Source organism: Actomonas spartinae, from assembly GCF_051209155.1.
Lineage (GTDB): Bacteria > Verrucomicrobiota > Verrucomicrobiia > Opitutales > Opitutaceae > Actomonas.
The window spans coordinates 1,012,690-1,032,958 of record NZ_JBPJGB010000001.1; the positions used below are offsets into that span (position 1 = coordinate 1,012,690).

Annotated in this window: 18 protein-coding genes; 5 read left to right on the forward strand and 13 right to left on the reverse strand. The window is 64.2% G+C overall.

What is annotated here, in order from left to right:
• Positions 1-4: 4 nt before the first annotated feature.
• Together AC0MRV_RS04080 and AC0MRV_RS04085 are read left to right on the forward strand one after the other, a co-directional pair.
• Positions 5-802 carry a succinate dehydrogenase/fumarate reductase iron-sulfur subunit gene (locus AC0MRV_RS04080; RefSeq protein WP_472763157.1) on the forward strand — a complete coding sequence of 266 codons (798 nt, stop codon included), beginning with the start codon at positions 5-7 and terminating at the stop codon, positions 800-802.
• A gap of 378 nt (positions 803-1,180) precedes the next feature.
• On the forward strand, positions 1,181-1,984 hold the full coding sequence (locus AC0MRV_RS04085) for a hypothetical protein (RefSeq protein ID WP_472763158.1): 804 nt from the start codon (positions 1,181-1,183) through the stop codon (positions 1,982-1,984).
• A 387-nt stretch (positions 1,985-2,371) separates the two neighbouring features.
• Here the strand turns inward: AC0MRV_RS04085 and AC0MRV_RS04090 are convergent, their stop codons facing one another.
• From AC0MRV_RS04090 to AC0MRV_RS04105, 4 genes are all read right to left on the reverse strand, one after another.
• Positions 2,372-2,806 carry a hypothetical protein gene (locus AC0MRV_RS04090; RefSeq protein WP_472763159.1) on the reverse strand — a complete coding sequence of 145 codons (435 nt, stop codon included), beginning with the start codon at positions 2,804-2,806 and terminating at the stop codon, positions 2,372-2,374.
• 27 nt (positions 2,807-2,833) lie between these two features.
• On the reverse strand, positions 2,834-3,460 hold the full coding sequence (locus AC0MRV_RS04095; RefSeq protein ID WP_472763160.1) for an HNH endonuclease: 627 nt from the start codon (positions 3,458-3,460) through the stop codon (positions 2,834-2,836).
• A gap of 218 nt (positions 3,461-3,678) precedes the next feature.
• Positions 3,679-4,017 (reverse strand): P-II family nitrogen regulator, encoded by a 339-nt coding sequence (locus AC0MRV_RS04100; protein WP_472763161.1) that lies wholly within the window; start codon positions 4,015-4,017, stop codon positions 3,679-3,681.
• A 74-nt stretch (positions 4,018-4,091) separates the two neighbouring features.
• Positions 4,092-5,384 (reverse strand): ammonium transporter, encoded by a 1,293-nt coding sequence (locus AC0MRV_RS04105; RefSeq protein WP_472763162.1) that lies wholly within the window; start codon positions 5,382-5,384, stop codon positions 4,092-4,094.
• 261 nt (positions 5,385-5,645) lie between these two features.
• On the opposite strand from AC0MRV_RS04105, the gene AC0MRV_RS04110 reads away from it, so the two are divergent.
• Entirely contained in the window at positions 5,646-6,095 is a 450-nt protein-coding gene (locus AC0MRV_RS04110; protein WP_472763163.1) for a DUF3291 domain-containing protein, read from the forward strand.
• Positions 6,096-6,134: 39 nt separating this feature from the next.
• Here the strand turns inward: AC0MRV_RS04110 and AC0MRV_RS04115 are convergent, their stop codons facing one another.
• From AC0MRV_RS04115 to AC0MRV_RS04125, 3 genes are all read right to left on the reverse strand, one after another.
• Positions 6,135-6,965 (reverse strand): hypothetical protein, encoded by an 831-nt coding sequence (locus AC0MRV_RS04115; protein WP_472763164.1) that lies wholly within the window; start codon positions 6,963-6,965, stop codon positions 6,135-6,137.
• Positions 6,966-7,229: 264 nt separating this feature from the next.
• A complete protein-coding gene (locus AC0MRV_RS04120) occupies positions 7,230-7,568 on the reverse strand; it encodes a P-II family nitrogen regulator (protein ID WP_472763165.1) in 339 nt (112 codons plus the stop codon).
• A 61-nt stretch (positions 7,569-7,629) separates the two neighbouring features.
• Positions 7,630-9,387, reverse strand: coding sequence for an alpha/beta hydrolase family protein (locus tag AC0MRV_RS04125; protein ID WP_472763166.1), 1,758 nt, complete (start codon positions 9,385-9,387; stop codon positions 7,630-7,632).
• Positions 9,388-9,563: 176 nt separating this feature from the next.
• On the opposite strand from AC0MRV_RS04125, the gene AC0MRV_RS04130 reads away from it, so the two are divergent.
• The gene (locus AC0MRV_RS04130) at positions 9,564-11,213 is read left to right on the forward strand and encodes a hypothetical protein (protein WP_472763167.1); all 1,650 of its coding nucleotides are present in this window, start codon (positions 9,564-9,566) and stop codon (positions 11,211-11,213) included.
• A 31-nt stretch (positions 11,214-11,244) separates the two neighbouring features.
• On the opposite strand, the gene AC0MRV_RS04135 is transcribed toward AC0MRV_RS04130, so the two are convergent.
• Complete coding sequence (locus AC0MRV_RS04135; protein ID WP_472763168.1) at positions 11,245-12,600, reverse strand: Gfo/Idh/MocA family protein; 1,356 nt, start codon at positions 12,598-12,600, stop codon at positions 11,245-11,247.
• Positions 12,601-12,707: 107 nt separating this feature from the next.
• On the opposite strand from AC0MRV_RS04135, the gene AC0MRV_RS04140 reads away from it, so the two are divergent.
• A complete protein-coding gene (locus AC0MRV_RS04140; protein ID WP_472763169.1) occupies positions 12,708-13,847 on the forward strand; it encodes a serine hydrolase domain-containing protein in 1,140 nt (379 codons plus the stop codon).
• A 4-nt stretch (positions 13,848-13,851) separates the two neighbouring features.
• Here the strand turns inward: AC0MRV_RS04140 and AC0MRV_RS04145 are convergent, their stop codons facing one another.
• The 5 genes from AC0MRV_RS04145 to AC0MRV_RS04165 all read right to left on the reverse strand — a co-directional run bounded on the left by AC0MRV_RS04145 (position 13,852) and on the right by AC0MRV_RS04165 (position 20,124).
• Complete coding sequence (locus tag AC0MRV_RS04145) at positions 13,852-14,631, reverse strand: SDR family NAD(P)-dependent oxidoreductase (protein WP_472763170.1); 780 nt, start codon at positions 14,629-14,631, stop codon at positions 13,852-13,854.
• Between the two features lie 8 nt (positions 14,632-14,639).
• Positions 14,640-15,467, reverse strand: coding sequence for an SDR family oxidoreductase (locus AC0MRV_RS04150; protein WP_472763171.1), 828 nt, complete (start codon positions 15,465-15,467; stop codon positions 14,640-14,642).
• Positions 15,457-16,113, reverse strand: a complete 657-nt coding sequence (locus AC0MRV_RS04155) for a cyclase family protein (protein ID WP_472763172.1) — start codon at positions 16,111-16,113, stop codon at positions 15,457-15,459. The genes AC0MRV_RS04150 and AC0MRV_RS04155 overlap by 11 nt, the downstream gene beginning before the upstream one ends.
• Before the next feature lie 125 nt (positions 16,114-16,238).
• Entirely contained in the window at positions 16,239-18,962 is a 2,724-nt protein-coding gene (gene metH / locus AC0MRV_RS04160) for a methionine synthase (RefSeq protein ID WP_472763173.1), read from the reverse strand.
• Positions 18,963-19,050: 88 nt separating this feature from the next.
• The gene (locus tag AC0MRV_RS04165; RefSeq protein WP_472763174.1) at positions 19,051-20,124 is read right to left on the reverse strand and encodes a homocysteine S-methyltransferase family protein; all 1,074 of its coding nucleotides are present in this window, start codon (positions 20,122-20,124) and stop codon (positions 19,051-19,053) included.
• Positions 20,125-20,269 lie beyond the last annotated feature (145 nt).

The following is a 20,269-nucleotide window of genomic DNA, read 5'->3' on the forward strand; positions in this document are numbered from 1 at the left end:
CATCATGGTAGCCGACAAATCCTCCACCAAGAATATCTCCGTAACGCTGCGCGTGTGGCGGCAGGCCGGCCCGCAGGCCGAGGGTAAGTTCGTCGATTACAAGGCGACCGATCTCAACCCGAACATGTCGTTCCTCGAGATGCTCGATGTCGTGAACGACAACCTCGAGCGCGACGGCGAGGAGCCGATTGCTTTTGCCCACGACTGCCGCGAAGGCATCTGTGGCACCTGCTCGCTCGTCATCGACGGCAAACCGCACGGCCCACACGAGGGTGTGGCGTCCTGCCAGACCTACGTGCGCAGCTTCAACGATGGCGACGTGATCGTCGTCGAGCCCTACCGCGCCAAACCCTTCCCGGTCCAAAAGGACCTCATCACCGACCGCGCGGCCTTCGACGCCATCCAGCAGGCCGGCGGCTTCATCAGCGTGCGCACCGGCGCCGCTTGTGACGCCAATGCCGTCCCGATCCCGAAGGAGAATGCCGACCTCGCCATGGATGCGGCCGCCTGCATCGGCTGCGGCGCCTGTGTCGCGGCCTGCAAGAATGCCTCGGCCATGCTCTTCGTCGGCGCCAAGGTCTCGCAGTATTCCCTCCTGCCGCAGGGCCAGCCCGAGCGCGACAAACGCGTGCTCGCGATGGTGGCGAAGATGGACGAACTCGGCTTCGGCAACTGCACCAACCAATACGAGTGCTCCGCCGCCTGCCCGAAGTCGATCAGCCCCGACTTCATCGCCCGCATGAACCGCGACTACCTCGCCGCCAGCTTCCGGCAGTCTCTCAAGCCGAAGAGCTCGGTGTAACCGCACTTCGCTGTAGCCGGGGTCGCCGACCCCGGTCCGGTCGGTCGGTCGGGTTTTCACAGAAGGCAACGAAGAGAACGAAGGTCTGGAAGCGGTGTAGCGGCTGCGCTCAAGAATCGCGGGCGCCCGGTGGCAAACCTTTCGGGCGTGAAGCCCGACCCACACCAAGTGGCCGGCTAAAATGTGGGTCGGGCTTTACGCCCGACACCCAGCGCTCGGCGGCCTTCGGAACCGGTGACCCATCGAGCGGTCGCAAGGGCGTCGGTTCATCTGGTCTTGTTCCGCCACCCCATCCGCCACGCCCGTGCCTCTGCGACTGCCCCCGTCGGGTCGCCGGTGCTCCCACCCAGACCCCCGTTCTCTGCCATGAACCCTTTCATGATCCGCCGCACCGTTTCTGCCATCTTCCTGCTGCCGCTCATGGCGCTGACGTTGTTGGCCGCGGAGACCGACTTGGAGATCGCGGTGCAGACCGACTCCACCTTTCTGGGTGAGCAACAAGCCAGTCCCGACCCCGAGCTCAACCCGGTCTACTACCAATTTCTCACCCGCGGATATGTCTTGTTCGGCACCGCCCGGCCCGGCGATGAAGATCCGGAGCGCGAAGCCCTGTTGCAGCACCTCGTCGCGGCGTTGCGGCCCCTCGGCTACCTGCCCGCCGACGCCGACCACCGGCCGCGGGTCGCGTTCATGGTGCTTTGGGGCAGCGCCTTCGGGGAAGACGGCCATGCCCGGGAGTTCCTCAACACCGAAAAACTTCCGCTGAAGTGGGAGCCACGACCGAGCAAAGCGATCCGGAAGAACGAGCGGCTGCGTGACAACTTTCCCGACATGCCAGGCGATCTGCTGAGCCGGGTTCACCGGCTCAGCTTCGACGATTGTTACCTGTTGGCGCTCACTGCCTGTGACTGGAAAAACGCCTCGCAGGGGAGGGAAGTGCCGCTCTGGCAAGTTCGTGCCTTCGCCCGTGCGCGACAAACCACCGCCGATGAAGCCTTCCACCGCATGATCGACGCTCTGGCACCGGATTTTCTCCAGCCGACGGACTACCCGCGCCTGGTGAAAGCGCCCGCCCGATGGACCGATCGCGCGCTGCACTTCGGTTTCGCGGAGTCCACTGACATGCCCGCACCGGTCGACCTCACCGCCCTCGTGGCCCATGACTTCGGCGCGGACCGCTAGAAAAACTGCGGTAGGGGCTCGCGTCGGCAGGTCTACCTTTGTGCCCGCCCAAGCTCGTCCGGGATGGCGCCATTCAATGTTGACAATGTGACGACATGACCCCGTCCGGGCTCCTTTGGGACTCCCATAATGTGGACAGGTGACGACCTGACCCCGTAGCCAGCCCCAAACCTGCGGTGCAAAGTCGTTCCGATCGCAGGGCCTAGCGGAATACCCCGTCCGCATCCGTCAGCCGACACCATGTTGGCAGGTAACGACCTGACCCGCATCCGGCTCAAGCCGGCCGGCGATTGTTGATAAGTAACGACATGACCCCTTGTCCGGCCTCTGACCCCTTTTCCGGCCCTGACAAACTACAAAGCCTGGACCCGCTTCCGGCCCTGTCCGTCACAGGATTGCAAGAGTGCCGAGGACCACTCCGGTTAATCCTGAAATTCCGGCAAGCCACGCGAGTATCTCGCATATAAGATTAGATTCGGAGCGGTCTGATTCCTTCTGGATAAAATCTTCCCACTTCATTTCACCGGACATTACTTTTGAGCTATCCGTTCTCACCTCAAGATACATTCCCTTTTCCCAGTAAAACATCATCGCGGAGTAGCCAATCAAACAGAGGATTCCGACCGAGAAGCACATTACTGGCCAAAATATTTCCCACCCGCCGCCTTTCGTGGCAGCAAACGCAAGCACACCACCTAAGCCCGCAGTGTTCATTGCAAAAAGCCAGTTGAGAATATGGCCTTGAGCCTGTATCGCCGCGTCAAGCCTGTTTGCTTTAAGCTGTTCAATATAATTTCGAATGTAGTCAGGAATTTCGTTCATAGCGAATACTGATTATAAATTTGTGCTTTAATGTCTCCTCTGTAGGTCGGGTGGAGGCCAACTTTGTTGCTGCGCTAGTTCAAATACGAGTTCCGCTGCCAGCTTTCGACGAGAGTTTAGGGCATCGGAATAGGCTCGTTGAAGGCGTTTGTCCCATTCGTCGATTTGTTGATTTGGTTTGTTGATTGCTGGATCCAATTTGATGCTAGAAGTGGCATCGCTGGGGATCACGCAGTAGCTGAGTCGTTTCCTGTAGTATTCACCCATGTGCATTACATTAACGAATTTCAGGAAATCGTTAGCATAAGTTGCAGCTCTTTCACGATCGGCGCACTCGTCGGCGTAGATTCGATCAAAGCGTTCGAACAGGATGCGAAACTGCGCTGTTAAAATGATTGGATCCCGGTAAGTTCTAAAGAACTGCATAATCCGCGAATCAATTGGTTGGGTAGGATTATGTGCATCGCGAACATGGTGGTTCGCGCAGAGGGGGATCAGATTGGATTCCACGCTGTTGGAAGGATCTTCATCAATGTGATGCAAATGGTCATAGTCATCACCGCAGATCGCGCACCGGTGCCTATATTCCTTCAAGACGGAATCTCTGACAGCCTTTGGGATTGCTTTTCTTGATGGCTTCTTACTCGACGGCATAAGCTTTCGATATCAAAGCGTTCCTATTTCGCCATCAGTTTTTGCCTGAATGGAAGAAGGGCCGAAACAGTGTCGAGGGGCCGAAACGGGGCAGGCTTTGTAGTCTGTGGTCCAGGCGGTTTGGCGTCGGTCCTACGCGGGAGTTAGCATCTTGCAGCAAAATGGCGCTCCGAATCGGAGCGCCTTTTCGACTGATAGGGTTTATGGAGCGACGCGTCTTACAACGCTTCGTCGTCGGTTTCGCCGGTGCGGATGCGGATGGCGGACTCGACCGGAATGACGAAAACTTTGCCGTCGCCGATCTTGCCGGTCTTGGCGCTGCGCACGATGGCGTCGACCGCTTTGCCCACGAGGTCGTCGGGGATCACGATCTCCAAGGTCGTCTTGGGCAGGAAATCGATGATGTATTCGCTGCCACGGTAGATCTCGGTGTGACCTTTCTGGCGACCAAAGCCTTTCGACTCGGTCACCGTCATGCCTTGCACGCCGATTTCGTTCAGGGCTTCGCGGACTTCCTCCAGTTTGAAGGGTTTGATGATGGCTTTAACAAGTTTCATAATCTGGGAGCTGGTTTGCTGGTGGCTGGATTACTGGTAGCTGGGATCTGGTTACTGGGGAGGGGGCAAGAGGCTTATTCAAGGTGATAGGCGGTTTCACCGTGTTCGGCTTGGTCGAGGCCTTGGTGCTCGACTTCCTGGTCGATGCGCAGGCCGACCGTCGCCTTGACGATGGCAATGATGATCAGGGTGCCGACCGCCGACCAGATGAGCGTGAAGCCGACGGCTTTCACCTGCACGATAAGTTGGCTCACGACGTTCTCAACCCCCGTGCCGCCAAAGGCCGCCGTGCCGAGCACCGCGACCAGGAGCGAGCCCATGATACCGCCCACGCCGTGCACGGCGAAGACGTCGAGGGCGTCGTCGATTTTCATGCGCTGCTTGATGATGCCGCACATAAAGTAACACACGAAGCCGGCGAGGAAACCGATGATCACCGCGCCCATTGGGCCCACGTTGCCCGAGGCGGGCGTGATCGTGGCCATGCCGGCCACCATGCCGGTGACGATACCGACCACGCCGGGCTTCCCGGCCTTGAACCACTCGACCGCCATCCAGGTGAGCGCGGCGACCGAGGCGGAGATGTGCGTGACGAGCATGGTCATGCCCGCCGCGGCGCTGGCGCCGCCCTGGCTGCCGGCGTTGAAGCCGAACCAACCCACCCACAACATGCAGGCGCCCGTGACGACCATGCCGGGATTGTGGGGCGGGTGCACGCTGCGCGGGAACTCCCGGCGCGGTCCGACGGCCTTGGCCAGCAACAGCGCCGAGATGCCGGCGGTGGCGTGCACCACGATGCCGCCCGCGAGATCGAGCGTGCCGGCCTGCTGCATCCAGCCGCCGCCCCACACCCAGTGCGTGACTGGGGTGTAGACGAGGGCCAGCCACAAGGCCGAGAAGAGCATCATGGCGGAGAATTTCAGGCGCTCCACAAAGGCGCCGACGATCAGGCCCGGCGTGATGATCGCAAAGGTCATCTGGAACATCACAAAGACCGTTTCCGGATAGGTGCGGCCATCGAGGCCGTCGATGGTTATGCCCTTGAGGAAGGCGTGCTGCAGGTCGCCGATCCAGCCGTTGCCGCCGGAGAAGGACAGGCTGTAGAGCCCGGCCACCCAGAGCACTGACGCGAGCGCGGCGATGGTGAAGCAGTGCATGAGCACCGAGAGCACGTTCTTCACTTTGACCAGACCGCCATAAAACAAGGCGAGGCCGGGCAGGGTCATGAAGAGCACGAGCACGGTGGAGGTGAGCATCCAGGCGGTGTCGCCGGTATCGGGCGCCGTGGGCGCCTCTTGGGCGTGAGCCAGGCTCGGCAAGGCAGCCAAGGCGGCGAAGGGAAGTAGTCGAAGCAGGGACAATCGCATAAGGCGGGGGGAGCTGGGTTGGGGTAGGGAAACCGCGGCGGTGGAGTCGAAGGGGGCCACGGCAAACGGATGAGAACAATTAATGCGACACCTCTGGAAAAGCTTAAAAAATGAATCCGATTCATGTTCAGGCCCTTCCGTTGACCTGCGGCTGAAGCGCGGCGCCCGCCTCGACTGTGCGGGCGCCATGATGTTGCCCCTGTGCCCCCCGCGGGCGGGTAGAGGGTTGTCGCAGCGCCGATCATTCGCCGAGCTGGTGGGATGTCCCATCACTTGGCCCAGATCAACGTGGCGCAGGCCAAAGCGCCGCTCGACTCACCGCTGATGCAGGACTTCGCGGCGCAGCTCGATGCAGTCAACGCGCTGGCGGCGGCCTCGCCGGGTTTCGTCTGGGCCTACACCGATGCCGAGGGCGATGAGACGCAAAAGCTCGTTTACCCGGATCCGCTCACCTTGGTGAACATGTCGATCTGGACCGATGTGGACGCGCTCAAGACCTACGTTTATCGCGGCCAGCACGGCACGGCGTTCAAGCGCCGGCAGGATTGGTTCGAGTCCACGGCCGGGCCGAACTACGCGCTCTGGTGGATTCCGGCCGGCACCAAGCCCTCGGTGGCCGAGGGCAAACGGCGGCTCGATCTCCTGGCGGCGCACGGCCCGACGGCCGACGCGTTTACCTTTCGCGAGCTCTTTCCCGCGCCGGTGGCGTAGGCGCACCGCCCTCACGTCGTCCGGAGGTCGACGTCCACCTCAGCGCGTGACGGTGGCCGGCCGGCGTCGAACGGCTCGCTTGGTGCGCCGCTGCGGCGACTGTTTCTTGACCGGGGGGCTTGGCTGCGGTTGCTCCGTGGCCCGCAGCGACCGGTGATGCGCCAACAAGAGGAGCCCCGAGGCGACCAAAGCTTGGAAGACCGCCGTGTGCAGCGCCGGCGTGATCTTGTCGGGCGGGAAGTGTGCGAGGTAGTGCGTCAGGTCCTCGATTGCGCGGCTGTCGGTGAGCCAGCCGATGGTCTTTTCCTTCCCATCGGTGACCATGAAGAACACGTGCCACAGGACCTCTTTGATCGCGCCGGCACCGACCGCGATGACGGTGTCGACGACCTTGGCGAGGCCGGAGCCGAGCAGGCCGATCCAGCCGGTGAGCCCGCTTACGCCTTGGTAATAAAAGACCACATTGAGGAGCAGGGTCGTGGTCGCCGCCGACACGATGCCAATGCGGGCGAGGAAGGAGAGCAGGCTGCGCCCCGCGCGATGTTGGCGGAGCAGCCCGAGCAAACCGAACACCGTCAGCAGTGGCGGAGCCCAGAGGGTGAAGGTCTCGGCATGATTGGTGGCGCCGGCGTGCAGCACCTGCGTGTAGACGCTCGAGCGGATGCCGCTCATGTTGGTGAGGTTGGCGATCGCGGCGGCCCACTCACCGTGCCAGAGGTTGGCCGGCAGTTCACCGGCGTTGCGCAATGCGGCGTAGAAGACGTTGCCCACCTGCGCTTTGACGTCCCACCACGCCTCAATGCGCAGCGGCGAGCGGGCGCGCATGGCGTCGACGTAGTGCGTGGCGAGGCCGTAAGCGGCGAGGGTCATGCCCAACAGCACCGAACCGGTCAGAACGCGCGCAGTTCCGCGGGCGGATTTCCGGATCAGAACCCCCAAAAAACCGGCGGTGCGGCGAAAAATGGACGGGCGTGGACGCTTCATGCCGGGGGCATGGACCGACGCCCGGCGAGTTGGTGCCCGGCGATTCTCGTGCGAGGCGTGTTCACGTCGTCCGGAGGTCGACGTCCACCTCAGTCGTATGGGGTGGGCGCGGACGTCCCCGACCTCGTTGGCTCGTTTCACCGCCCCACCTCAGAGCGCCGCGCGGTCGGTGTCGCCGGTGCGGATGCGAATGACCTGCTCGACCGGGAGGACAAACACTTTGCCGTCGCCGATGCGTCCGGTGGACGCGGTTTCCACGATGGTGCTCACGATGGCCGGGACCCGGTCCGCGGGCGCGACGACTTCGATGATCGTTTTGGGGAGCAGGCCGACGAGGTATTCGCTGCCGCGGTAGATCTCCACGTGGCCCTTCTGCCGACCCATGCCCTGGCCATCGGTCACGGTGAGGCCGTGCACCTCGCGGGCTTCCAGGGCCACCCGCACGTCTTCGAGTTTGAAGGGTTTGATGATGGCTTTGATCAATTTCATGCCGCGCTGCCCCTGACAAAGCACAGGCCGTGCGCGCGGCGCTGAAATTGAGCGGCTTTCATTAATTTTTTGAATCGGTCCGGTTCAGGATCCAGGTCGAGACGGCTTCGAGCGCGACCGGGCTCATCGTTTCCTCAATGGTGCCATATTCGTTGAAGGCGCCGGTTTGCGCGGTTTGGAAGAGGTGGTTGAGATTTGGATACGCTTGGATCGTCACGTCTTCGTTACCGCCGGCGGCGAGGCCTTTGCGGATGCCGGCGAGGTTTTCGGTGGCGGCGACCTGCAGGTCCTTCTCGCCGTTGACCGCGAGCACGGGGCACTGCACCTGCGGCAGGACCTCTGCCGGATCGTAGTCGAGCAGGGCGACAAACCACGGGTTGGCCATCAGCGCCACCTGCTGCTCGATCGCGCCGTCGGTCATGCCCATGGCGTTGCGTTGCTCCGGCGTATACCGCTCCACGGCCTCGCCCAGGATGCGGCGAATCTCGGCGCGGGCTTCTTCCGTCGGGCCAAGTCGGCGCACGGTGTCGAAGAGCTGGGCGCGGATGGCGTGTTGTTGTTGGCGCACCTCGGCATTGATGCCGCTGACGCGCATGAGGTCGTCGCCTTGGCGCTGGAGGAGCTCCTCGGTCGGCACGCCGACGCCGGCCAGCATCACGATAAAGGCAACATCCGGTTCACGGCCCGCGATGATCGGCGCATACACGCCGCCCTCACTGTGGCCCAGCAACCCGACGCGCGCCGGGTCGATTTTGGGCTGGGAGCGCAGGAAGGCCCACGCGGATTCGCCGTCGTTGGCAAAATCCTGATGCGTCGCCGCGGCGAAGTTGCCGGTCGACGCGCCGAAGCCGCGGTCATCAAAGCGCAGCACGGCGATGCCCTGGCGGGTGAGATGGTCGGCCAAGACGAGAAACGGCCGATGGCCCATGAGGGTTTCGTTGCGATCTTGCGGGCCGGAGCCGGTGAGCAGGACCACGGCCGGAAACGGGCCGTCGCCCTCCGGGATCGTGAGCGTGCCGGCGAGGGTGACGTCGGGGGCGCCGCCGGTGAAGGTGACCTCCTGTTCCTGATACGGATAGGGTTTGCTGGGTTCCTGCGGGCGGTTGAGTTTGGCGGCCTGCGCGAGGCGCCGGAACACCAGCGGCAGGGTGCCGGGACCTTGCGACCACTTGCCGTCGATCTGGGAACCGTCGGCGGCGAGCGTGCCGACGTAGCGGGCGCCGATCGCGGGCATCGCGAAGCTGACCGCCTGATCATCGAGCTTGAGGTCGGCGACGGGCAGGCCGTTGGCGCCTTGGTCGAGGCTGTCGAGCGTGGCAGTCAATGCGTCGCCGTCGGCCGTCACATTGAGGACGAGACGAAGTTGGGTGGGACCAACCTGCAGCGAGCCCTGCCAGTGGCCGGCGAGGCCTTCGCCGGTCACGCCTTGTGACGGAGTCTCGCCCTCGACGGCACTGGAGTTGGACTTGCGTTCAAGGGTGAACGGGAAGGACTGTCCGTTTTGGCTGAACGTGCCGCTGATTCGGTCGCCGCTCTCGTCGAAGGTGCCGGTGAAGACGGGATTGCCCGGAATATTGGGCATGGCAAACGACACGCCTTCGGGGGTGGCGGACACGTCACCGAGCGCGAAACCGCGCAGGCCCTGCACCGGAATGTCGATGGCGCCGGCGTCGGCCGCTGTAAGGTCGACGCGGATACCGAGCTCCGTGCCGGGCAGTTGGATGGAACCCTCCCAATGGCCGACGGGAGCGGCGGCCTGGGCGGCGACGACGGCGAACAGGGCGCCGAAAAGAATTTGGCAGAGGTGACGAAGTTTCATGGCGAGATGGGGGACGAGCTCTGGAGCGGGTTGATGTCGCAAGCATCGCACGACCAGCCGGCCGTCGGGTCGAAATTTGGACCAACGGTTCAAATCAAAGACAAAGGGCGCCGCGTTCGGCGCAGTGGGCAGGGAGGCCTTGCCCGGCCTTCCGCCGCGGTGTAGGGTGGTCGTTCATGTGGAAAGAATGTGCCCCGATTCGCCACGTGTTCCGTTTTCTGGTGTTGGCCACTTGGTTCGGTTTGGTCAGCGGATGCCTGGACGTTGAGGAACACTACACCCTCAATCCCGATGGCTCCGGCAAGGTGCGCTTCGTGCTGCGTAAATCGGCGGACGGATTTCAGATTTCCATCGGGGGCCAGTCCCTCGATGGTCCGGAAAAACTCAAAGAGGTGGTGACTGCCATGCTCAAGGAAAGCGAGGGCGTGGCGGCTTGGTCGGACCTCAGGGCCGAGATCGACGATGACAACGATTTGGTCGTGGGCGGCGTGGCCTACTTTCGCGACCTGCGAAAACTCCGGCTGAAGTATGGGGCCGTGACGGTGAACGGCTACGAAGTCGTGTGGCAGGACCGCGACGATGGTCGGGTCGAGTTGCGCATCGGCGCCGCAGCGAAGCCGTCCGCCTATGGTTCCTCGATGACGCCGGCGGAGCCGCCGTCGGAAGAGCGCGTCGCGGCGGAGATGGCCAAGCAGCGCCGGCAATACGGACAGATGCGCGGCATGATGGAAGCCAGCTTGGAGAACCTGCGGGTGGTGAAGACTTTCGCTTTGCCGGCCGGAGAAGAGATTGAACGTGAGGCCTTGGTGGCCGCCGAGGGAGGCGTCCTGCGTTACGAGAAGGACGGTGCGGATCTCGTGCAACGCCTCGACGACGCGATGGCGGATGAAACGCTCTTTCGCCTGATGGCGGAGGAAAGCCTCACCCAGCATGGCCGGGTGGAGGGACGCAGCGCTTCGATGACCCGGTTTCTCGATGAGGATCCGCATGTGATTTTTGCCCCGACGGGCGAGCCGCAGGTTGCGGTGGAGGCGGAGATCGCCGCGGCGGAGGCGGCGTTCCCCGCGATGATGACCGCTCTCGGTTTTGCCCGCGAAATCCCCGGCCTGTTGCCGCCGGCGTCGGCCGATGGTGCGGTGAAGATCCAGCTCGCCGGTCTCCAGTTGGTGCGCGACCTGGAGCTCAGCTCCTTCAGTCGACCCTTCAATGCCGATCCCGGGCTCACGCTGGCGTTCGTCGCGCGCTTCGGCGGGCGCATCAACACCTTCGAGGAGGCACGTATCGACACGGCGGTGGATGAGCAGGGCAGGTCGCTGCTGCCGGAGCATGAGCACCAACGCCGGGTGAACTTTGGGCAAATGAACGAGCCGCAGGACACGGTCACGTTCAACCTGCCGCTGCGGCTGACGGCCGAGGCGAGCGAAGTGCGCCGCCTGACCGGCACACTGATCTACACGGTGGCGAACGAAACAGAAACGGTGCCGCTCGGTTTTGCCAAAATCGCGACCGAGGAAACCGGCGAAGTTGAAGGTGCGCTCATCCGGCGCGTCGGTCCCGCCCAGTGGGGCGAGGGTTACGACCTCGAGGTCACGCTGCCCTTCGCCAAGCCGCTCATCAAAGAGCTGCGCGCGCTGCGTCCGTCCGGCGTGCCCTGGGAAACCACCGAGGGCGGCAGCTCATGGAGCAATCAGCAGACGATCATGACGCTCAGATCCCCGGAGCCGTTTCCCGAGGACCTGAACCTGGTGGTCGAACTCTACACCGATCAGCGCCGCCTGCAGGCGCCGATTCGAGTCGAGCACCTGCCGATCCCGCGCCTGCCCTAGACGGGCCGGCGGGGCGGGGCATGGACAAAGCTTACACCTTGGCCGGATCCGGGTGCTCGTAGGGCGCGCGGTAGGGACGGGCGAGTTTGGCGGTGGCCTCGGTATCACCGGGCACCGTGCGGGTCGTCGGGTCGTAGGCGACGGGGCGGCCGAGCGCGACGGACATGTTGGCGAGTTCGCACATCGCGCTCGAGATGTGGCCCTCCTCAATGTCGGCCAGCGGACGGCCGCGGGTTTCGCGGGCGGCGAGGAAATCCTTCACGTGGTTGTCCTCGGCGACTTGGAACACGCCGCCGTTGCGGAAGTTGATGTTCTCCAAGTCACCGCTCTCCGACATCATGTTGCGACCTTCGATCGCACCGCCGTCCTTCGGGGTGAAGGTGTATTCATACATGGTGAGGTTGAGCGTGCCGTGTTCGCCGAGGAAGCGCGCGCCCCACTGGTCGCTCCAGTGGCGTTGCGGGATGGGCGACGCGCCCCACAGGCGGTGTTCCCAGCTCACGTCGAGGTCGGGGTAGTGGAAGGTGCTGTGCTGCGTGTCGGACACGTCCGAGAACGAGTTCTTGTTCACGTAGATCCCGCCGGTGGAATGCACGTATTCGGGCCAGCGCAGGTCCATCAGCATGCGCACCTTGTCGAGCATGTGCACCCCAACGTTGCCGATGATGCCGTTGCCGTAGGCCATGAAGGAACGCCAGCCGCGGTCTTCGATGATTTCCTTATAGGGCTGCTTCTCGGCGGGGCCGGCGTAGGTCTCGTAATCGAGGTGATCCGGCACGGGCACGGTCGGGCGGGGGCCGGCGGAGTAACCCTCGATACCTAGGTAGCTGTAGGTCTCGACGAGCGAGATTTTGCCCATACGGTCACTGAGCATGTATTTGTCCCGCGCTTCGAGGTAGAGGGGGTTGCTGCGGCGTTGGGTGTTTACCTGCACGACGCGGTCGTATTTGCGGGCGGCGGCGACCATGGCCTCACCCTCGATGACATCGACGCCGATGGGCTTTTCAAGGAACACGTCGCAACCGGCTTGGATGGCGTCGATCGTTTGCAGCGCGTGCCAGTGATCGGGCGTGGCGATGATGACGATGTCGGGCGGATTTTTGGCCAACATGTCGCGGTAGTTGGCGTAGGTCTGCGGCACCTCCTGCTGGTGCTGGGCGACCAGCTCCAGCGTCTTTTTGAGGTTGTTGGTGTTGACGTCGGCGAGGCCGGTGACCTCGAAGTCGCCGCAGCGGGTGAAGACGTTGTAGTTCACGCCGCCATACCAGCCGCAGCCGATGATGCCGAGGGTGGGGCGCTTGCCGCCCGTGGCGCCAAACAAACGAGAGGACGTGGCCGCGGCGGCGCCGGCGACCGCGAGAGAAGAAACAAAAGTGCGTCGATTCATGGGGCAGGGAGAAGGGTGAGGGGCGAAGCCAAACGGGGATCGGGCCGACATGCAGCCCAATATGTGTGCGGCCTTGCTGAACGATGCCCGCCGCGCAGGCTCGGCCCATGGCTCCTTCGTCCGCGCCACCGGAATCCATCATTGAGCCCAATCGGTTGAGCGCTTGGCAACGGGGCGTTATGGTGGTGCTCGTGCTTGGGGTGGTCGGCGCCTTGTGGCTGCGACCGCCAGCACCGTCGGCCTCGGCGACGCGTGGTCGCTTGGTCCGGTACGTGGTGAGCGAGCCGCCGCGACCGGCTTTTGCATGGGAAGTGGCGGAAGGAGCCAATCCGGCGTTGGATCGGGTGGCGGCGGAGTGGGGCGTGGATCCGCGCGCCTACAGCCTCCTGGTCGCGCGGGAGGGGTGGCTGATTCACGAGTCCTACTTTCATGGCCGCGACGCCGAAACGCCCGCCAACCTCAAGTCGATTGGCAAACTGTGGATCACCACGCTGGTCGGGGTGGCTCTGCAGCGCGGCGACTTGGATACCGTTGAACGCGAGGTGGCTGAGCTCATTCCGGCGCACTACGCCGATCTGCCGGTCGATGACGTTCGGCGCCGGGTGACCGTGGAGCAACTCATGACGATGCGCAGTGGCTATCGCACGCCGGACGAGCGACTGGGGGCGCTGTTTCGCCAAGACGATTGGGTGCGGGCGGTGGTGCACGACCGGTTGGTGCATGCACCGGGGAAGCAGTTTTTCTACAGCACGGCGCAGACGCATCTCGTGGCGGGGGCGCTGGCCGGGGTGGTGGAAGAGTCGCTCTTTGAGTTTGCCGAGAAGGAGCTGTGTGCGCCGCTCGGGATCAGCGTGCGGCGGTGGCACCGCGATCCGGCGGGAGCGTGGTTCGGCGGATCTGAGTTGTGGCTGGTGCCGCGGGATTTGCTGCGACTGGGGCAACTCTATCTCCAGGACGGCGTGGTGGACGGGCAACGGATTCTGCCGGCGGGATGGGCGGAGGACTCATGGCGGGATCGACGCGGGGGTGACGCCCGGGTGCCGGGTTTTGGCTACAGCTGGTGGCTGCGTCGGACGGCCGACGGCCAACCCGTGAGGATGGCCTACGGGCAGGGCGGTCAGGTGCTGGCTACGTATCCGGATTCCGGGCACATGGTGGTGCTGACCTGCGGGGTAGAAAGCAAGGCCATGCCTGCCGCCGAGGTGGAACAGCTCCTGTTGGTGCAACTGCCCGCGGTGGGTTTGTGAGGATTTAGTAAACCGCGCGACCGCCGGAGAAGTCCCAGGTGAAGCCGGTGGTGAAGCGGGTGGCGGGCGAAACGATGAAGGCGGCGAGGGTGGCGATCTCGTCCAGTTCGCCGCAGCGCTGCATCGGAATTTTGGCTGTCATGTAATCCACCTGCTCGGGCGGCATGGCTGCGACCATGGCCGTGCGCACGACGGCGGGGGCGAGGGCGTTGATGCACACGCCGGTCCCGGCATATTCCTTGCCCTGCACCTTGGCCATGGCGATGACGGCGGCTTTGGAGCAGGAGTAAGCCAGCATGCCGGCGTTGCCTTCTTTGCCGGCAATGGACGCGATGTGCAGGATGCGGCCGTAGCCTTGCGCGACCATGACCGGCAGCACGGCGCGACTGGTGAGGAAGGAGCCGGTGGTGTTGATGCGCAGCACCCGCTCAAAATCAGCCGGGTCGACCTCGTGACTCTTGATGCCGGTGCGGCCGGTGATGCCGGCGGAGTTGACGAGGATGTCAATGTGGCGGTGCTGTTGCTGCACCGCGGCCAGCGCGGAGTCGACCGACTCGGCCAGCGCGACGTCGGCCACGACGGCGTGGGCACGAGCCCCGAGTCGCTCGGCGGCAGCCTCCACGGGATCGGCGCGATTGTCGAGCAGCACCACGGTGGCCCCCAGCCCGTGCAGGTGGGCGGCGATCGCGAAGCCGATGCCATCGGCGCCGCCAGTGATGACCGCAACCTGATCGGGCCACGACGGATTGTCCTGCGGAGGGAAGGGAGAGATGTCGGTGGTCACGGGGTGGGTTATTCGCTGCCGGCGATGACGGTGGTTTTGCCGAGCCCCTCGGGGCCCATGCTTTGGTAGCCGCCGTCGACCGGCAGGTCGGTGCCGGTGATGAAGGAGGCGTCGTCGCTGAGCAAAAACAGCACGGGGCGGGCGACCTCGCGCGGTTCGCCGCAGCGAGCGAGCATGTGATATTCGCCCCAGATGGGATCCCACTTCTCCCGGCCGCCGCCGTCGAGATTGGCGGCGTTGAGCACCTCGCGGGTCCAAATCCAGCCGGGGCTGACGCTGTTGACGCGGATGCGATCGCCGGCGAAGTCGAGGGCCATGCAACGGGTCAGCGTATGCACGGCGCCCTTGGCGGCGTTGTAGGTCCAACGATGCGGTTGGGCGGCGAAGGCGGAGATGCTCGACAAGTTGACGATGGCGCCGCCGCGGTCATTGCGGCCCATGTGCGGTCGCGCCGCAGCCGCGGTGCGGGCGTAGGCCACCGGGCCGCTGAACAGGCTGCGTTCCCAATCCGCCTGCGTGGCGTCGTCGGCCTTGGCGGTGAAGGAGAAGGCGTTGTTCACCAGAAAATCGATTCGACCAAAGTGATCGGCGGCCTCGTTCACAAACGCGGTGGCGAAGGCTTCATCGGCGAGGTTGCCCGTCCATACCCGCACGTGGTGGCCCGCGTTCTTCAAGGCCGCGGCGAGTTCGGGTGCGGCGGGGTCGAGATCGGCGATGGCCACAGCCGCGCCCTCGGCGCACAGCTCCTCGACGATGGCGCGCCCGATGCCGTTGGCGCCGCCGGTGACGAGGGCCACGCGGCCGGCGAAACGTTTGGGGGTCGGTTCAGCTGGCATCGCCGTTCACCGCGGCAACCGCCCGGATGGGCGAGCCGTCACGGCCTTTGAGGTTGAGCGGGAAACCCATGAACAGAAACTGCTCGGGCAGGCGTTCGAGGCCGCGCAGGGCTTCCACGATGACGATCTCCACGCCGGGGCCGAGCAGGATGAGGTGGCATTCCTTCCAGTCGACGCTCGGGGTCGGTGTATCCATGCCGAGCATACCTATGCCGCGCGCGGCGATCCAGCGGGCAGCGTCGAGGGTGAGGGTGGGGAAGGCGCTGAAAAACTCCGGCGTGCCGAATTGGCGATCCCAGCCGGTGCGGTAAACGATCTTGGCCCCGGGCGTGAATTTGGCGGCGTGCGGTTCAAACATGGCCACGGTCAGCTCGGTGCCGGGAGCCAGCGCGCCGCCGGGGGCGAGATCGACGAGGTGGGCCGGACCGTAGAACTGCGCGAGGTCCATCTGATCGATGGTCTTGCCGTCGTCGTAAAAATGGAACGGCGCGTCAAGGTGCGTGCCTTGGTGGCTGGCCAGGCTCACCTGAGTCATGTTGTAGCCGATCGACGAGACAGTGTTGTGCACCAGCACGCTGATCTTGGGATCGTAGGGGAAGTTGAGCTGGCCGTGCTCCAGCGGATGGGAGAGGTCGATGAGCTGCATGGCGGGGTAGGGGTAACCAACGCCGGGGAGGCGTGAGTTAACCGTCTCGGTCGACCTCGGCCTGCGCAAAATGAAACTCGATGAAAGTTTCGCTGCGCGGGGGCTCCCGCCGCCAACCAGCGCGATCAGTAGTCGAGGTAGGGGCCGAGCCAGCGTTCGACGTCGGCGCGATCACGGCCGCTGCGTTCGGCGTAGTCGGCGACCTGGTCTTTGCCGAGGCGGCCCACGGCGAAATACTTGGCCTCGGGATGCGCGCAGTAAAAACCGCTCACGCTGCTGCCGGGGGTCATGGCGCAGGATTCGGTGAGCGCGATGCCGGTGGCGGCCTCGATGTCCATGAGCTGCCAGAGCTGGGGCTTCTGGGTGTGGTCGGGACAGGCCGGGTAACCGGGCGCCGGACGGATGCTGCGATATTTCTCGCGGATGATCTGCTCCATGCTGAGGTCCTCGTCCAAGCCGTAGCCGGCGAAGTCGCGGGCCTTTTTATGGCAGAGTTCGGCCATGGCTTCGGCGATGCGGTCACCCAGTGCCTGGACCATGATGGCGTTGTAGTCGTCGCCAGCGGCCTTGAACTCCGCGGACCAGGTTTCGACCTCGGGCCCGGCGGTGACGGCGAAGCCGCCGAGGTAGTCGAGGCGACCGCTGTGGCGCGGCGCGATGTAGTCCGCGAGGCAGTGGTTGAACTGGTTCTCCGGCTTCGGATTCTGCTGCCGCAGGAAGTGGAATGTATCGAGAAGTTGGTTACGTTTGGTGTCGGCGTAGACCTCGACCGAGTCACCCACCGCATTGGCCGGGTAGAAACCCATCACGGCGCGCGGCTTGAAGCGTTTTTCGGCGACGATGCACTGCAGCATGGCCTGGGCGTCGTGAAACAGCTTGGTCGCCTCTTCGCCCACGACCTCGTCGGTGAGGATGTCGGGATAGCGCCCGTGCAGTTCCCAGGTGGAGAAGAACGGCCGCCAGTCGATGTAGGGGATGATTTCCTCGAGGGAAATTGTAGCCGGGGTCGCTGACCCCGGACCGGGCTCACCGAGCCCGGCTACAGCGGAGAATATCTTCGTTCCGAGAAACGCGGGCGTCGGGATGTCGACGGTGTCCCAGTCGAAACGCGGGGCGCGTTGGCGCGCGGTGGCCAGCGGCAGCAGCGGCTTGCGGTTTTGGCGGTCGGCGAAGTCCTGACGCTGTTTCTCCTGCTTGGCTGTGTTCTCGGCGAGGAAGGCGGGTTTCTGTTCGTCGCTGAGCAGGGCGCTGACGACGTTGACGACGCGGGACGCGTCGAGCACGTGCACGACGCCGTGTTCGTAGGCCGGTGCGATCTTGACCGCGGTGTGGGCGAGGCTGGTGGTGGCGCCGCCGATGAGGAGCGGAATGTCGAAACCTTCGCGTTTCATCTCTTTCGCGACGTGCACCATCTCGTCGAGGGACGGGGTGATGAGACCGGAGAGCCCGATGACGTCGACGCCGATCTCCTTGGCCTTGGCGAGAATCTTGTCGCAGGGGACCATGACACCCATGTCGATCACCTCGTAGTTGTTACAGGCGAGCACGACGCCGACGATGTTCTTGCCGATGTCGTGCACGTCGCCCTTGACGGTCGCGATGAGGAACTTGCCCTGCGCCTTGGTCGCGCGCCCGGCGGCCTGGGCCTGTTTCTTCTCCTCCTCCATGAAGGGCGTGAGGTAGGCGACGGCCTTCTTCATCACGCGGGCGGATTTGACGACCTGCGGCAGGAACATCTTGCCGGCGCCGAAGAGGTCGCCGACGACGCGCATGCCGTCCATCAGCGGGCCTTCGATGATGTCGAGGGGGCGCGGGTAACGCGGATCGGTGCGGCACTCCTCGGTGTCGGCCTCGATGAAGGTGTCGATGCCTTTCACGAGCGCGTGGCTCATACGCTCGGCGACGGGCAGGTCGCGCCAGGCGGCGGCGGCGGGTTTGTCGGCGACGGCACCGCCGGCCTTGGCGGCTTCAGCCTCGGCTTTGAGTTTCTCAGCGTGGTCGATGAGGCGCTCGGTGGCGTCGTCGCGACGGTTGAGGAGGACGTCGTCCACGAGGTCGCGCAGGGTGGGTTCGATCTCGTCGTAGACGCCGAGCATGCCGGCGTTGACGATGGCCATGTCCATGCCTTCGCGGATGGCGTGGTAGAGGAAGGCCGTGTGCATGGCCTCGCGCACGGGGTTGTTGCCGCGGAAGGAAAAGGAGACGTTGGAGACGCCGCCGGAGACCTTGGCGCGGGGCAGGGTGTCTTTGATGATCCGGGTGGCCTCGAAGAAATCGACGGCGTAGTTGTTGTGTTCGTCGATGCCGGTGGCGACGGTGAGGATGTTGGGATCGAAGATGATGTCCTCGGGCGGGAAGCCGATGCCGGTGAGCAGTTGGTAGGCACGGGTGCAGATGCGGACCTTGTCGTCGCGGGTGGCGGCCTGGCCCTGTTCGTCAAAAGCCATGACGACGGCGGCGGCGCCGTAGCGCATGAGCAGGCGGGCACGCTGGAGGAAGGTCTCCTCGCCGTCCTTGAGGGAGATCGAGTTGACGATGCCCTTGCCCTGGAGGCACTGCAGGCCGGCTTCGAGCACGCTCCACTTGGAGGAATCGAGCATGATCGGGACGCGGGCGATGTCGGGCTCGGCGGCGATCAAGTTCAGGAACTTGACCATGGTAGCCTCGCCGTCGATGAGCGCCTCGTCGACGTTGATGTCGATGATGTTGGCGCCGTTTTCGACCTGTTGGGCGGCGATGGCGAGACAGCCATCCCAGTCGCCGGCTTTGAGCAGTTTGGCGAAACGCGGGGAGCCGGTGATGTTGGTGCGTTCACCGACGACGAGAAAGGAGGAGGCAGCGTTGGTCACTGGAACTTGTTTTTAACCACGGACGGACACGGATGGCTTCGTCCCGCGTCGGCGGGACTACGCACTGATGTCCGGAGCAGGTGAATCTTTAAGCGACGACGAGGGGTTCGAGACCGGAGAGGCGGAGTTCGCTGCGGCGGGCCGGGATGGCGCGGGCCGGGAGGGATTTTACGGCCGCGGCGATGGCAGCGATGTGGTCGGGGGTGGAGCCGCAACAGCCGCCGACGAGGTTGACGAGGCCGGCGTGGGCGAAGGCGGCGAGGTCATGCGCCATGTGTTCGGGCGTTTCGTCGTAGCCGCCAAAGGCGTTGGGCAGGCCGGCGTTGGGGTAGCAGGTGACGGCGCATTCGGCGACGCCAGCGAGCTCCTCGAGATAGGGGCGCATTTCCTTGGCGCCGAGCGCGCAGTTGATGCCGACGCTGAAAGGTTTGGCGTGGCGGATCGAGTGGTAGAACGCACCGATGGTTTGACCGGAGAGCGTGCGGCCGGAGGCGTCGGTGATGGTGACGCTGATCATGATCGGGAGCCGCGTGCTGGTTTCTTCGAACACGGTCTCGATGGCGAAGAGGGCGGCCTTGCAGTTCAGCGTGTCGAAGATGGTTTCAACCAGCAGGGCATCGGCGCCGGCGGCGATGAGCGCGCGCACCTGCTCGGTGTAGGCGGTGACGACCTGGCTCCAAGTGACGGCGCGGTAGTCAGGCCGGTTGACGTCGGGTGACATCGAGAGCGTGCGGTTGAGCGGACCGATGGCCCCGGCGACGAAGCAGCGGCGGCCGGGGGTGGCGGCCTCGGCGGCGGTGGCGGCGCGGCGGGCGCAGGCGACGGCGGCGGTGTTGATGTCGGCGACGGCGGATTCGAGCGCGTAGTCGGCCTGGCCGATGGTGGTGGCGCTGAAGGTGTTGGTCTCCACGATATCGGCTCCGGCCGCGAAGTAACGGGCGTGGATTTCCTCGACGATGTCGGGCCGGGTGAGGCAGAGCAGGTCATTGTTGCCCTGCAGGTCCTGCGGGTGATCGGCGAAGCGTTCGCCGCGAAAGTGCGCCTCGGTGAGCTTGTAGCCCTGCACGACAGAACCCATGGCGCCGTCGAGCACGGCGATCCGTTGGGCGAAAAGCTCGCGGAGTGCGGTGGTAGAGGGAGATTCGGCAAACGTTGCGGACATGGGGGGTCTGTTGAAGGCCATTAAGCTATCGGATGCAAGTAACATATCATTACATTAAAATGCGATGATATGATTTTTGTGAACAGGGCCAAGATGCGACGGAACGGCCGCAAGTCATGCGCAAGGTTGGGGGTTGCTTTATCGA